At 30.9% G+C, this 15,607-nt stretch carries 12 protein-coding genes and 3 pseudogenes; 14 read left to right on the forward strand and 1 reads right to left on the reverse strand.

Annotated features, from left to right (window positions below; all coding sequences use genetic code 11):
• The 6 genes and pseudogenes from queG (at position 1) to fumC (ending at position 4,867) form a co-directional block, all read left to right on the forward strand.
• Positions 1–1,130: pseudogene (queG, locus tag DYE57_RS04770) on the forward strand (tRNA epoxyqueuosine(34) reductase QueG).
• Positions 1,127–1,597, forward strand: coding sequence for a tRNA (uridine(34)/cytosine(34)/5-carboxymethylaminomethyluridine(34)-2'-O)-methyltransferase TrmL (gene trmL / locus DYE57_RS04775; protein WP_115313053.1), 471 nt, complete (start codon positions 1,127–1,129; stop codon positions 1,595–1,597). The pseudogene queG and the gene trmL overlap by 4 nt, the downstream one beginning before the upstream one ends.
• Before the next feature lie 174 nt (positions 1,598–1,771).
• Complete coding sequence (locus DYE57_RS04780) at positions 1,772–2,371, forward strand: 6-phosphogluconolactonase (RefSeq protein ID WP_115313054.1); 600 nt, start codon at positions 1,772–1,774, stop codon at positions 2,369–2,371.
• Between the two features lie 24 nt (positions 2,372–2,395).
• On the forward strand, positions 2,396–2,569 hold the full coding sequence (locus DYE57_RS04785; protein WP_115313055.1) for an SAS053 family DNA gyrase inhibitor: 174 nt from the start codon (positions 2,396–2,398) through the stop codon (positions 2,567–2,569).
• Between the two features lie 137 nt (positions 2,570–2,706).
• Complete coding sequence (locus tag DYE57_RS04790; protein ID WP_115313056.1) at positions 2,707–3,111, forward strand: hypothetical protein; 405 nt, start codon at positions 2,707–2,709, stop codon at positions 3,109–3,111.
• Positions 3,112–3,481: 370 nt separating this feature from the next.
• On the forward strand, positions 3,482–4,867 hold the full coding sequence (gene fumC, locus DYE57_RS04795; RefSeq protein ID WP_115313057.1) for a class II fumarate hydratase: 1,386 nt from the start codon (positions 3,482–3,484) through the stop codon (positions 4,865–4,867).
• 94 nt (positions 4,868–4,961) lie between these two features.
• Here the strand turns inward: fumC and DYE57_RS04800 are convergent, their stop codons facing one another.
• A complete protein-coding gene (locus DYE57_RS04800) occupies positions 4,962–5,786 on the reverse strand; it encodes an RluA family pseudouridine synthase (protein ID WP_115313058.1) in 825 nt (274 codons plus the stop codon).
• A gap of 158 nt (positions 5,787–5,944) precedes the next feature.
• Between DYE57_RS04800 and DYE57_RS04805 the strand changes: the two are divergent.
• The 8 genes and pseudogenes from DYE57_RS04805 (at position 5,945) to yhaM (ending at position 15,491) form a co-directional block, all read left to right on the forward strand.
• Positions 5,945–7,054 (forward strand): annotated as a pseudogene (locus DYE57_RS04805) (GAF domain-containing sensor histidine kinase).
• Between the two features lie 21 nt (positions 7,055–7,075).
• On the forward strand, positions 7,076–7,699 hold the full coding sequence (locus tag DYE57_RS04810; RefSeq protein WP_115313059.1) for a response regulator: 624 nt from the start codon (positions 7,076–7,078) through the stop codon (positions 7,697–7,699).
• A 257-nt stretch (positions 7,700–7,956) separates the two neighbouring features.
• Positions 7,957–8,421, forward strand: coding sequence for an XRE family transcriptional regulator XdrA (gene xdrA, locus DYE57_RS04815; RefSeq protein WP_115313060.1), 465 nt, complete (start codon positions 7,957–7,959; stop codon positions 8,419–8,421).
• A gap of 222 nt (positions 8,422–8,643) precedes the next feature.
• Positions 8,644–9,642: pseudogene (locus DYE57_RS04820) on the forward strand (DUF445 domain-containing protein).
• Between the two features lie 70 nt (positions 9,643–9,712).
• A complete protein-coding gene (locus DYE57_RS04825) occupies positions 9,713–10,057 on the forward strand; it encodes a YlbF/YmcA family competence regulator (protein WP_115313061.1) in 345 nt (114 codons plus the stop codon).
• 367 nt (positions 10,058–10,424) lie between these two features.
• Positions 10,425–11,621 (forward strand): metallophosphoesterase family protein, encoded by a 1,197-nt coding sequence (locus DYE57_RS04830; protein ID WP_115313062.1) that lies wholly within the window; start codon positions 10,425–10,427, stop codon positions 11,619–11,621.
• Positions 11,611–14,550, forward strand: a complete 2,940-nt coding sequence (locus DYE57_RS04835) for an ATP-binding protein (protein ID WP_115313063.1) — start codon at positions 11,611–11,613, stop codon at positions 14,548–14,550. Before DYE57_RS04830 ends, DYE57_RS04835 begins: the two co-directional genes overlap by 11 nt.
• The gene (gene yhaM, locus DYE57_RS04840) at positions 14,547–15,491 is read left to right on the forward strand and encodes a 3'-5' exoribonuclease YhaM (protein ID WP_115313064.1); all 945 of its coding nucleotides are present in this window, start codon (positions 14,547–14,549) and stop codon (positions 15,489–15,491) included. Before DYE57_RS04835 ends, yhaM begins: the two co-directional genes overlap by 4 nt.
• Positions 15,492–15,607: the final 116 nt, after the last annotated feature.

Raw genomic sequence — 15,607 nt, forward strand, 5'->3', positions numbered from 1 at the left:
GTGAATAACAAGCAATTAAAAAAAGAAATTAAAGACTTTGCTCATTCAATCGATATAAATAGTATTGGTTTTACAACAGCAGACCCATTTGATGAACTAAAGCAGAAGTTAGAGAATTATCATGCAAATGGCTATGCTTCTGGCTTTGAAGAATCAGATATTGCATTGGGTACTGAGCCCAAATTGAGCTTACCCACAGCGCGTTCAATAATAGCAATAGCAGTAGGATATCCTAATAAACTAAAAGGAGCGCCAAAAAGCGTTAGAGGTAATAGACGTGGCATGTTTGCTAGGGCATCATGGGGACAAGATTATCATTCAATAATGCGTAGAAGATTAGATCAACTAGGTGAATTTATCAGAAACAGAGTACCTGAAGTTGAAATTCAATCGATGGTGGATACTGGTGTTTTATCAGATAGAGCAGTTGCAGAACGAGCAGGATTGGGTTTTTGTTGGTAGAAATGGCTTTGTTATTTCACCAGACTTAGACACTTGGACTTATCTTGGAGAAACGTTGGTGAGCATTCCTTTTGAACCTGATGATCCTATTTTAGATAGTTGTGGTGATTGTACAATATGTGTTGATCGCTGTCCGACGGGTGCACTTGTTGGAAATGGTCAACTTAACAGTCAAAAATGTATTAGTTTTTTAACTCAAACAAAAGGTTATCTTCAAGATGAATATCGATACAAAATTGGAAATTGTTTATATGGTTGTGATACTTGTCAGCAAGTTTGTCCTAAAAATAAAGGCATTGATACGCAACATGACGATATCGTTCTTGAACCGGAAATATTAAAACCACGGTTAGTACCATTACTTCAAATGACTAACAAAGAATTTAAAAAAATTTATGGACATTTAGCTGGTGCATGGCGTGGTAAGAAACGTATACAAAGAAATGCTATTATAGCATTAGCTCATTTTAAAGAAGAAAGTGCAATTCCAGAGTTAAAAGAAGTAGCTCTTAATGATCCAAGACCAATGATTAGAGGCACAGCTTATTGGGCTATTGGGCAAATTTTAGGAGAAGGCGCTCAGTCATTTATTGATAAAAATTATGAAAAAGAAAGAAGTACAAGTCGAAATGACAAAAGGCTTGGAGATGAGGAGAGAATTAAAATGACCAATCACATCGTGTTATTTCAACCTGAAATACCTGCAAATACTGGCAATATTGCGCGTACTTGCGCCGGTACTTTAACACATTTGCATCTTATAAAGCCACTTGGTTTTAGTACTGAAGATAAAATGTTAAAACGGGCAGGATTGGATTATTGGGAACACGTAAATATTACATATCACGAAAGTATTGAAGAATTTTTTGAAAGTACGGAAGGGAAATATTACTTATTAACAAAGTTTGGTCAACAAATATACAGTGATTTTGATTTCTCAAACACTAAAGAAGATTATTATTTTATCTTTGGTAAAGAAACTACTGGTCTTCCAGACTGGGTTAAGGAAATATATGCAGATACTGCGTTAAGAATTCCAATGAGTGATAAAATTAGATCACTTAATTTGTCGAACACAGCTGCTTTATTAATTTATGAGGCACTTAAACAACAAGGATTTCCTAATCTGTTTTAGTCAGTAGGTTTATATTCGTAGTGAATGTATAACCTCATCTAGACATGTTATATTAGTTTACAAGATACCAATATTAAAATAAATGGTTTGATAAGTTGTTTAAAAGGGTATAATTGTAAATAAATATCGACCATTCTATAAAAAAAGAGCAAACTTAGAGGAGTGTAGTATAAAATGGCAATGAACTTTAAAGTATTTGATAATAATGATAGAGTAGCAGAATACGCTGCTGATATTATTCGCAAACAATTTAATAATAATCCTACGACAATTGCAGGGTTTCATTTAGATAAAGAACATGCACCTGTTCTTGATGAACTTAAAAAAAATGTCGACTGCCATGCTGTTGATTTCAGTCAAATTAACATTTTAGATTATGATAATAATCGTTCTTACTATGAAACATTAGGAGTTCCAGAAGGTCAAGTGTATTCAATTTCTTATGATCAAGATGCAATTGGATTTATTTCAGACAAGATGAAAACGAAAGAAAATAAAGGTAAACTTATTTTACAAGTATTATCAATTGATGAAAATGGAAAATTAGACGTTAATGTACGCCAAGGGTTGATGGAAGCTAGAGAAATTTTCCTTATCATTACAGGCAGTCAAAAACGTGATGTTGTTGAAAAATTATATCGCGAGAATGGCAAATCTAGTTATGAACCAGCTGATTTAAAAGCACACCGTATGGTCAATGTTATTTTAGATAAAGAATCAGCAGAAGGTTTACCTGAAGATGTTAAAGAGTACTTCACAGCGCGTTTTGCATAAACTAAGTTTGTGAGGAGTTTATATATGTCGAATAAAAAGAATTCTAAATTAAATTATCATGAAGAAGAAAATGCAATGGTAACAGATTTAGATGATTTAAAAGAATTAGGTAAAGAGATGGAACATATTTCTGAGAAGAATGATGAAGATAAAGTTAATCAATCTCATGATGAGATTTGTTCTGATAAAACTAACTAATACAAAAAATACTCTAATGAATCACTGATATGTTGATTTGTTAGAGCTTTTTTATGTAACTATAAAGATTTTATATTTTAATGCTCTATGATTATGGTATGATACTTACTGTTGATTAACACAAGGAGATTGAAATAATGTTAGGAAAATATTGGATACATTTAGTGATATTAACTATTATCGTAAGTTTGATATCAATTAAAGCTTTTCCACTTGCTTTAGGCGCCCTTTATTTGCCATTATTATTTAAAATAGTTCAGTTACAATTAAATTTATCTAAAGGGCTTATCGATGACGTTAATGCACAAACATTTATAAAAAGCAATCAAATTGGTGTAATTATTAGTGTAGTTTGTTGTTTATTGATAACCGTTGTTCTTATATATACACTTAACGGTTTTTATAGTCGCTTAACTGGATTTTTAGGGTTTTTGATTACTATTAGTCCAGTTACGATGATTATAAGCGTGATATTATTTATTTTAACTGCAATCGCAATTGTACAAGCAACGAAAAATAAGTATAGACAAACTCATAGTTAACCTTACCCTAATCATGTAGTTTAATTTATTTAAAACGTACTGCTCTAAGAGATTTCTAATAAAAAGAAATTTTCTTAGAGCTTTTTATGTCAATGATGTTTATTATTTAAAACTATTTTATAGATGTACTTTGATTATATGTAACTATTATTGAAGATTTAAATTTAAAAAGGAACTGCTGTATTTTAATTTATCTTTTCTACTTGTTTAATTATTTAAATAAATGCTATTTGATATTATAGATATTTTAAAAAATATATACAATGAATGCTAACAACTCGTATGAAACCGTTTTACTTCTTCATTGCCCATCTAAATTGAATAGTGCTATACTACAATTAAACTAATAACAATAAGGGGAGAGATACAAATGTCAGTCAGAATCGAACACGATACTTTTGGAGAAATAGAGGTGCCAGCTGATAAGTACTGGGGTGCTCAAACAGAGCGTAGTAAACGTAATTTTCCTGTCGGTAAAGAACACATGCCAATTGAAGTGGTGTATGGGTTTGCACAGTTAAAAAGAGGTGCTGCACTAGCGAATCATGAATTAGGTAAGTTAAGTGATGAAAAAAAAGATGCCATTGTCTGTACTTGTGATCGTATTTTAAAAGGGGAATTAGATGAGCATTTTCCTTTAGTAGTGTGGCAAACAGGAAGTGGTACTCAAAGTAACATGAACGTAAATGAAGTAGTGAGTTATGTTGCTAATGAATACCTAAAAGAACATCACAGTGAAGTAACTATTCATCCTAACGATGATGTAAATAAATCTCAAAGTTCTAATGATACATTTCCAACTGCAATGCATGTAGCATTATTTCATGAAGTAGAAACTAAGTTAGAACCAGCTTTAAAGAATTTGCGCGATACGTTAAAAGAAAAAGAAGACAAATTTCAATCAATTATCAAGATTGGACGTACGCATTTACAAGACGCAACTCCTATTAAACTAGGCCAAGAAATTAGTGGATGGCGTTATATGTTAGATAAATGTGAAGAACTACTATCTGAATCTAAAAAGCATATTTTAAGCTTAGCTATAGGTGGTACGGCTGTTGGCACTGGTATCAATGCTCATCCAGAATTTGGCAATAAAGTAGCTAAATACATCTCTGAAAATACAGGTTATACGTTTGAGTCTTCTAAAAATAAATTCCATGCTTTAACATCTCATGATGAAGTTGTTCAATTACATGGAACGCTGAAAGCTTTGGCTGCTGGTTTAATGAAGATAGCTAATGATGTCAGATGGTTAGCTTCAGGACCAAGAGCAGGGTTAGCTGAAATTTCTATTCCTGAAAATGAACCAGGATCATCTATAATGCCAGGTAAAGTTAATCCAACACAATGTGAAATGTTAACTATGGTTGCAGTACAAGTCATGGGAAATGATACTGCAGTCGGATTTGCTAGTTCACAAGGTAACTTTGAATTAAATGTGTTTAAACCAGTCATTTTGCATAATACCTTACAATCAATTTACTTATTAGCAGATGGTATGAAAACATTCAACAACAATTGTGCAGTAGGTATTGAACCAATTGAAGAAAATATAAATAATTATTTAAATCAATCATTAATGTTGGTAACAGCATTAAATCCATATATTGGGTATGAAAAAGCAGCACAGATTGCTAAAAAAGCACATAAAGACGGCTTAACACTTAAAGAATCAGCTATACAAAGTGGCTATTTAACTGAAGAACAGTTTGAAGAATGGATCAAACCAGAAGACATGGTAGATCCTCATTAATAAGATTAGATAGCAAAATAAAAAGCGATAGAAACAGAACATAATGTTTCTATCGCTTTTTTAGTCATTGATGTGCATTTATCCTAATTTATAACTAGTTATCATCTAAACTTATAGAAATAGTTTCTTTAGTTAGAGGATGAATAAATTCAATTTTATAACTATTCAACTCTAACTGACGCAAAGTAGAATCACCATATAAAAGATCACCAATTACTGGATGTCCAATTTCAGCGAGGTGTACACGTATTTGATGTGTTCGACCTGTATCTAGTTTTATATCTAGCTGACATACGCCTTCTTTGATCATTTGTGAATTTAATATATGTGTAATCGCACGTTGACCGGTATTAGAAATTCTACGTTTATTTGGATGAAATTTATCTTTACAGATAGGCATGTCAATCGTTTGAGGTTTAATAGGTAGTAAAGCTTTGACATTTGCCTTATATATACGGGTGATTTCATTACCTTCTAACATACGATCTAAAATCTTTTTCATGATAGGGTTTTTAGCGACAATAAGTAAACCTATCGTTTCTTGGTCTAAGCGATGTATGGGCTCTACGTAATCACTATTAACTGTATAAATGACGTGATTCATCAATGTGTTGCTTTCTTTTAAATCATTAGGATGTGTTTTAACTCCTTTGGGTTTCATAACAATTGCCAAGTCGTCATCTTCATAATGCATTTGTGCATAACGATAACTAGATAGATAATTACTTTTTTCTATTGGCGTAGGTAATTCAACGTTATCTCCAGTTGTAACTTTGTCGGTTAATTTGGCTTGTTGATTATTAATTAAAATGTCTTTTGACATATTGAGATTATGTAAATCTTTTTTTGGTAATTTAAGTTCTTGAAAAATTTCGCTTAATGTATATTGATGATATTGTTCAGGTATCGTAAATTTCATAATTTCCTCCTATAGATTCAGTATTATCATATCATAAATTTTTTTAACACTATATTTTTTGAACATAGAAAGTGAGGTATCCATAAATGAATGCAATTTTAAAAATAAACTTATGCGATGTATAATGAATTTATTATGTATAATTTTGAGGCGATAAAATGGAGAAACCGACAAGACTTGTATTACTTAAAGAGATAGCAGAATTTTTGAATGAAGAAACTGAATTGTATAGCATGATGCAAGGCTGACTTCGTTCTCTCATAAATGGAAGTGACTTTACAACTGGTTGGATATTTTATATTAATGAAAAAGGGCAGCATGAACTTGTATCAGCAGTTGATTTACCAGGTGCACTTACAAAAAATGATTGTCATTTTATGAGAGAAAGAACATGTTGGTGTGTGCAAGCTTATCAGAATCATAAATTAACTAAAGCTTAAAACATCATAAATTGTTCCAGAATTAACTTGGCTAATCAAGCATATCACCGAGAGACTGAAAGTATCACACATCATGCAACTGTGCCACTTCAATCTGGTAATGAACGATTTGGACTACTCAATGTAGCGTCTCCAAACAAAGATCATTACAGTGAAGAAGACCTTGAATTATTAGAATCTGTGGCTTTTCAAATTGGATCTGCTATCAAACGTATTTTACTTACGGATAAAGAAAAAGAAACGGCTAAATTGAATGAACGCAATCGTTTATCACGTGATTTACACGATTCTGTTAATCAAATGTTATTTTCCTTAAAATTAACTGCACATGCTGCACAACACATGACAAATGATGCTATTGCTATCAATGTATTAAAGACAATTGAAGACACAAGCCAAAATGCTGTCAATGAGATGAGAGCTTTAATTTGGCAACTTAAACCCGTAGGACTAGAACATGGAATCGTTCATGCTATTCGTCACTATAGTAATGTCCTTGGATTGAATTTAGATATATATGTAGATGGTCTTATTGATTTGTCAAATGAAATAGAAGAAAATGTATATCGAATAATTCAGGAAGCGTTGAATAATGTTCAGAAACATGCACATACACCTGATGTTTATTTAAAATTATCACAAGATGAAGAAGCATTGGTGATATTAATAAGCGATGAAGGTCAAGGTTTTGATATGCAAACGATAGATACGACCGTATCTAATGGCTTGCGAAATTTAAAGCAACGCACACACTTATTAAATGGTGATATGGATATACATTCAAACATCAATCATGGTACCAAGATTTGTATTACAATACCTCTGTAGTAAACAAAAAGGAGCGTCAATATGTATAAAGTAGCGTTACTAGATGATCATCATATTGTACGACAAGGTTTAGAATTTTTATTATCCACTGTAGATGATTTGGAGGTTATTCAAAGTTTTGCTAACGGACAGTCATTTCTTACATATTTAATGGAAAATGAACAACCAGACATTGTATTACTTGATTTGGTAATGCCTACAATGAATGGTATTGAAATTACTGAAATACTAAAGCAACAATATCCAAATATTAAAGTATTAGTTTTAACAAGTTATATAGATGATGAACATGTTATTTCAGCTCTAGATAAAGGAGCAGACGGTTATGAAATGAAAGATGTTGAACCCCAAAAGCTTATTGATACTATTCATAAAGTACTTCAAGGGGAACGGATGATTCATCCACAGGCAAAAAGTGTTATGGAAAAGGTATATAAAAAGCCGCACTATACAAATAAGTTATCTAAGCGAGAAGGAGAAGTACTTAAAGAGATGGTTAAAGGTAAAACAAATAAAGAAATAGCTAAAACTTTATTTGTTTCTGAAAAAACTGTTAAAACACATGTGAGTCATATTTTTAATAAATTAGAAGTTACTGATCGAACGCAAGCAGCTATTTATGCCATGAAGAATAAGTTGATTTAATAGGCTTTAAAAGCTTGAAACACTATTTATTCCACTACTAAAACAGTGCATTTTTTTCTTAAAACTGTCGATAATTTGTAACTATTTAATTATTTTGATAATTTTGCCTTTAATAAAAATAGTTACAAAAACGCATTTGACTCTTTTATTTTTATTAAAAATATATTAAGATGTAATTTGTGTTTCAAGAAATGTGTATTATTGCAATTTCTTGTGTCTGGATAAAATATTTCCAATTAGAAAGGTAGATAAACATAATGGATAGACAGAGTTTCACAGATTTAATTCAAACAAAATTCAAAATGGTACGTATAGAAGCGGGTTATACTCAAGACACTATGGCTCAAACAATAGGGCTTTCAAAGAAAACGTTAGTACAAATTGAAAAAGAAAGAGTATTACCAAACTGGACGACTTGTGTGTCAATTTGCGCTTTATTTAGAGATTCAGATGTATTAAATAGTACTTTCGGTTGCGATCCTCTTGAAATTGTTCAAACAATTTCAAGAAATCATTGTGCATACCCCAATCATTCTACTACAAGTGATATATATTGGAATACAATTGATACACGAAATGGTTTTATTTTACAAAGTAATAAAGTAAGTAATATTTACCGTGTACTAAACCCAGAAAAACAACCTATCTTCGGTACTTCGAAAATGAGAGAAGCCGAAACTTACTTTAATAGAAATTCAAAAGAAGAATTAATGCACGTATAAATAATGATTTGACAAGAGTGATAGTAGAATCTAACCAGGATTGAATCACTTTACAGTATTTGATTTATAGATATATAAAACAATGTATTTTAACGATGAAATTCAACATCATGTTTGGTTTCATCGTTTTTTATTCAAATAGTGAAGCATCTAGTAAAAAAAGACAACGAGTTGATGATATAATCTAATCACACTTTGAAATTAAAAAAGGGAGTTTACAATATGCATGTTTTGCTTATCATCACTTTTATGGTCATTATAGGAGCGCTTATAGGCGGGATAACTAATGTTATCGCAATTCGAATGTTGTTCCACCCATTTAAACCATATTATATATTTAAATTTCGCATTCCTTTTACACCGGGTTTAATACCTAAACGACGTGACGAAATTGCTCAAAAAATTGGACAAGTGATTGAAGACCATTTAATCACTGAAGATATGATTCGATATAAATTAAATCAATCGCAGTCAAAAGAAACTATTTTAGATAAATTTTATTTAAGTTATAAAAGAAAACCTGTGACACATGTATTACCACAGCAACTTATTCAAATTGCAGATAATAATATTGACAAAGTTACTGAATTTTTATGTGAAAGAGCACGTATATATTTGAATTCTGCAAAAGGTACACATGATATATATGAAATGTTAGACACTTTTTTTCAGGAAAAAGGCAAGATTATAGGGCTACTTCAAATGTTTATGACTAAAGAAAGTATTGCAGAACGTATACAGTATGAACTGATTAGACTTACAGAGCATCCAAAAGCACGCTCAATTATAAATAAAGTTATACACAACGAATATGAAACTTTAAAATATAAACAATTAGGAGAATTAATTGGTGATGACTAATTTGAGAAGATTTCACAATCAACATCGGAATTAGTGTTATCTTATCTTAATCTTAATGACAAGGCACGTATGCCTGTTAATGATTTAGCACCAAAAATTATACAATATTTTGAAAATGAAGCTGTAGCTATTATAACTCGCAGCATAGTGGATAATATTTCACATCATTTACCTGTTATCATGCAAAAAATTAATTTACGACAGTTAATCGAGGATCAAATTAATACATTTGAATTAGGTTATATTGAAGGATTAATTATTGAAATTGCTAATAAAGAATTAAAATTAATCATGTCTTTAGGATTTATCCTCGGCGGTATTATAGGATTTTTCCAAGGTATCATTGCAATCTTTGTCTAAAGGTGACAGATATGTTAAAGTGTTTTGTGAGTGGTTAAAACACAAATTAACTCAAAGGAGTGCAATAACAATGGCAGTAAATTTATATGATTATGCAAATCAATTAGAACAAGCTTTAAGAGATAGTGAAGAATATAAAGCAATTAAAGATGCATTTGCTAAAGTTAAAGAAAACGATGAATCAAAAAAATTATTTGATAAATTCCGTGAAACTCAAATGAGTTTCCAACAAAAACAAATGCAAGGTGAAGAAATCCCTGAGGAAGATTTACAAAAAGCTCAAGAACAAGCTCAAGCAATTGAAAAAGATGACAATATCTCTGAATTAATGAATGCTGAGCAAAAAATGAGCCAAGTATTCCAAGAGATTAATCAAATCATCGTTAAACCTTTAGATGAAATCTATGCTGACTAATATTTATAGTGTATAAAAAAGAGTAGGGCGCTCTTTATGCCCTACTCTTTTTTATACACTATCTCTGAAATTAATATATTGTATTTTAGATTTTTATATTAGTTCAAAATTTGAATATACGAAATGAGATGCTGTGTAAAATTTACTGGTATAAATATATGAAATACGTTTCGTCGTCGACTGGCCTTCCTGAGGTATGGTAAAATAAAAGAATATAAAGTAAAGTTATTTTTTCTTATTAAAAGCTTACTCACGTTACACCAATTTCTTATAAATATTTATTGTTTTTATTTTATATACTACTCATTTATATTCAGGATGCATTATATACATTAACTTTACGTATTTTCTAAGGAGAATGAAACTCATGGTTAAATTTATACACTGTGCTGATCTACACTTGGATAGTCCATTCAAATCAAAAAGTTACTTAAGTCCAAGTATATTTGAAGATGTTCAAAAAAGTGCATATGAAAGTTTCAAAAATATTGTGGATTTAGCATTGAAACAAGAAGTCGATTTTATTATCATTGCAGGGGATTTATTTGATAATGAAAATCGTACGCTTCGAGCAGAGGTGTTTTTAAAAGAACAATTTGAAAGATTGAGGAAAGAACAAATCTTTGTCTATGTCTGTCATGGTAATCATGATCCTCTAACTTCTAAAATATCTACGAATTGGCCTAATAATGTTTCTGTTTTTTCAAATCAAGTTGAAACATACCAAGCGATTACTAAAGATGGCGAAACAATTTATATTCACGGATTTAGTTATCAAAATGATGCGAGTTATGAAAATAAAATTGACGCGTATCCTTCTAGCCAAGGGCAAAAAGGAATACATATAGGAGTTTTACATGGTACTTATAGTAAGTCTAAAGCCAAGGACCGTTATACAGAATTTAGATTAGAAGATTTAAATAGCCGACTCTATCATTATTGGGCTCTTGGTCATATTCATGAGCGTGAACAATTAAGCGATATGCCTGTTATCAACTATCCAGGTAATATTCAGGGAAGACATTTTAATGAGTTAGGAGAAAAAGGGTGCCTCCTAGTTGAAGGAGATCATCTAAAATTAACAACACAATTTTACCCAACACACTATATTAAATTTGAAGAAGCGACGATAGAAACAGATCAAGCATCTAAGCAAGGATTATATAAGGCAATTCAAACTTTCAAGGATAAAGTAAGATCTGAAGGTAAAGCATTTTATAGATTAACAATGTTAATTAATAGTGAAGATGCTATGGCGCCACAAGATCTAATTCAGCTGAAGGAAATGATTACTGAATTTGAAGAGAACGAAACGCAGTTTATTTTTATTGAAGATATAAATATACAATATGTTCAAAATGATGAGGCTCCATTGGTTAATGAATTCTCTTCAGAACTCATTGAGGATGCATCATTATTTAATAGTGCAATGACTGATTTATATCTTAATCCAAGAGCTTCTAAGTATTTAGATGACTATACAGAATTTGATAGAACAGAATTAGTTAATCACGCTGAAAGTCTATTAAGGGATGAAATGAGAGGTGAACAAAATGATAATTAAGTCGTTAGAAATATATGGATATGGTCAATTTGTTCAACGAAAAATTGAATTTAATCGCAAATTCACAGAGATTTATGGAGAAAATGAAGCGGGTAAATCAACGATTCAAGCATTTATTCATTCTATTTTATTTGGCTTTCCAACTAAAAAATCAAAAGAACCTCGGTTAGAGCCTCGTTTAGGTAATCAATATGGAGGCAAACTAGAGCTGATTTTTGATGATGGAATTGAAGCAGAAGTTGAGAGGATCAAAGGTAGTGCCCAAGGTGATGTAAAGGTATATCTTGCAGATGGCACAATTAGAGATGAAGCATGGCTGAATAAGAAACTTAATTATATCTCGAAGAAAACGTATCAAGGAATTTTTTCATTCGATGTTTTAGGATTGCAGGATATCCATAGAAATTTAGATGAGAAACAATTACAAGATTATTTATTAGAAGCTGGTGCACTGGGATCAACAGAATTCACTAGCATGAGAGATACGATTGGTCAAAAAAAAAATGAATTGTATAAAAAGGCTGGAAAAAATCCAATCATTAATCAGCAAATTGAACAGCTTAAATATCTAGAAGGTCAAATACGTGAAGAAGAGAGTAAGTTAGATTCATATCACCGATTAGTAGATGATAGAGATAAATCGTCACGTAGACTTGAACACTTAAAGCAAAATTTAAATCAATTATCTAAAATGCACGAGGATAAGCAAAAGGAAGTTGCTTTACATGATCAAACTCAAGAGTGGAAAAGTTTGGAGCAAGTACTAAATATAGCATCGATTCACTTTCCTGAAAAAGGTATAGATAGATATGAAACAGCAAAATCGCATAAATTGTCTCTTGAAAGAGACATTAGTCTTAAAGAGGAACGTTTGGCTCAATTTAATAAAGATGCCGAAAACATTGAACCTGTTGATCAAAAAGATATCAATGACCTGAATGGTCTCTATCAACAAGAAAATGAAATTAAGCAAAAAGAGTTTGAATTACGCTCTATAAAAAAAGATATTATGGATAAACAGCGTGAAAAGGAACGTTTACAATCTAATATTGGTTGGAATGATGTGCACCACAACGTTGATAGTTCCGAGGCAATGAAAAATTATGTAAGTGAACAAATTTTAGCTAAACAAGAACAAAATGCCTACATTGTTCAATTAGAACGAAGTATTGAAGATAATAAAATTGAACGAAACTCCAATTCAAGTGAATTAGATCAATTAGAACAAGAACTTGTTCCTGAAGAAACTTTTGAAAAGAAAAAAGAGTATTCTCAACAGGTTTTAGAGTTACATGAAAAGGAAAATTTATATGAAAAATTAAAAGAAACTTTTAGAGAAGATCAAGAACGTAAGAAGCAACGTCAAAAGATATTAAGAATAGGATTTATAGCATTAGCAATAATTGGCGCTACATTAAGTGTATTTTCTTTTGTGACAACTAATTTAATTTTCGGTATTGTATTTGCAATTTTAACAATTATCTTTGTAGTAGGTATTTATTTATCAAAAACAAAAGAAGTTGATTATAGCGTAGCGATTAGTCAAGAGATTAATGATTTAGAAAGTCAGTTGACACAGTTAGAAACTAATTATGATTTAGAATTTGATTTAGATTACCAACATCGTATTCATGAACAGTGGCAAAATGCGATTAAAAATAGAGAAATGTTAGAAGAAAAGCATCAATATTTAGAGAGAACGCTTAGTGAGGCACAAGGTCGTCTAGACTCTCTTAAAGAGCGTATTATGCAACTTAAAGAGGAATTAAAACTTTCGCCAAAACTTTCTGATGAATTAATTGTTGAAAGTATTTCAACAATTGGTAATATTAAATCTCACGATAAGTTCATTGAAGAATTAAATCAGCAACGAATTGATTTAGTCAAAGACTTAGATACGTTTTATCAACAATCAGAAAACGTTACTCAATCTCATTTCGCACATTTTAATCAAATGTCATTCTTCCATGATGTGAGACAGTGGTTAAAACATGCTGAAGACAGTAATGAAGCGTGGAAGAAGAATCAGAATGAAACGCAGTTACTTAATAACGAATTAAAACAACTACAAACTCGTCTAAAAGAAAATAATCATATTATTAATGAATTGTTTAATTATATTGATGTAGATAACGAAGAAAGTTTTTACACACATCATCAAAATTATGTAACATATCAAAATAATATGAATCGTTTCAATGATTTATCAAAATATCTTGAAAATCAAAATTATTCATATGAAATGAGTTCTAAATTAAGCGGAAAGACTTCTGCACAGTTAGATAAAGAAGACAGTACTTTAGCAAGACAAGTTGATGATTATAATGATCAATATTTAGAAATGCAAGCTGAAGTTAGTGATTTAAGTGCTAAAATTAGCCATATGGAAACAGATGCGACTTTAGCACAATTAAGACATGAGTACTTTGGCTTGAAGAATAGACTCAATGATATAGCTAAAGATTGGGCTAGTTTAAGTTATTTACAAACATTAGTTGAAGAACATATCAAGCAAATTAAAGATAAGCGTTTACCTCAAGTGATAAATGAAGCGGTATCTATTTTCAAATCTTTAACTAATGATGCATATACAATGATAAATTATTCAGAGGATAATAAGATACGAGTTAAACATTCAAATGGCCAAATATTTGAACCAGTAGAATTAAGTCAATCTACTAAAGAATTATTATATGTTTCGCTTCGTATCAGTTTAATAAAGGTATTAAAACCATACTATCCATTCCCAATTATTGTTGATGATGCATTTGTTCATTTTGATAAAAATAGAAAAGAACGCATGTTAAATTACTTAAGAGAGCTATCTAAAGATTATCAAGTTTTATATTTCACATGTACTAAAGATAACTTGATTCCATCTAAAGAAATGCTCCTTTTAAATAAAATAGAGGAAGGCGGGAAAAAATGAGAAATGTAGAAAATTTAAATCCCGGCGATTCAGTAGATCACTTTTTCTTAATACATCGTGCTACACAAGGTGTTACTGCACAAGGAAAGGATTATATGACGCTTTTCCTTCAAGATAAAAGTGGGGATATTGAAGCAAAACTGTGGACTGTGACAAAAGAAGATATGCAAACGTTAAAACCTGAAGAAATTGTTCACGTTAAAGGTGATGTGATTAATTATCGTGGTCGAAAACAAATGAAAGTGCATCAAGTACGTTTAGCTAAACCTGAAGATAACGTAGCTACGAAAGATTTTGTAGATGGTGCACCTATGACACCTTCTGAAATTCAAGAAGAATTATCTCACTTCATGTTGGAAATCGAAAATGCAAGTTTACAACGCATAACGCGTCATTTAATAAAGAAGTATCAAGAAAGTTTCTTTACTTATCCAGCTGCTAGTTCTCATCATCACAACTTTGCTAGTGGGTTAAGTTATCATGTTCTAACAATGTTGCGCATAGCCAAATCAATTTGTGATATTTATCCATTACTTAATAGAAGTTTGTTATATAGCGCAATTATTTTACATGACTTAGGCAAAGTGAGAGAGTTAAGCGGTACAGTTGCAACGACTTATACGATAGAAGGAAATCTATTAGGGCACATTTCTATTGCAAGTGATGAAGTTGCTGAAACTGCAAAAGAATTAGGCATTGAAGGAGGAGAAGAAGTGATGTTATTAAGGCACATGATTTTAGCACATCACGGTAAGATGGAATATGGTTCACCCAAATTACCACATCTAAAAGAAGCGGAAATCCTGTTCTTTATAGATAATATTGATGCTAAAATGAATATGTTTGAAAAAGCATTCAAAAAAACTGAGAAAGGTCAGTTTACTGACAGAATATTTGGATTAGATAACAGACAGTTTTATAATCCAACAAGTTTAGATTGATAGTATGACATTATACAGAGCCTCTTTAAAAGGAATTATTACTTTGAACGTAATATAATACTTACAAAGAGGTTTTCTATTTTTTATTGTTAACTTTTAATGTAAACAATTTTCAA

This window comes from Staphylococcus saccharolyticus (assembly GCF_900458815.1).
Lineage (GTDB): Bacteria > Bacillota > Bacilli > Staphylococcales > Staphylococcaceae > Staphylococcus > Staphylococcus saccharolyticus.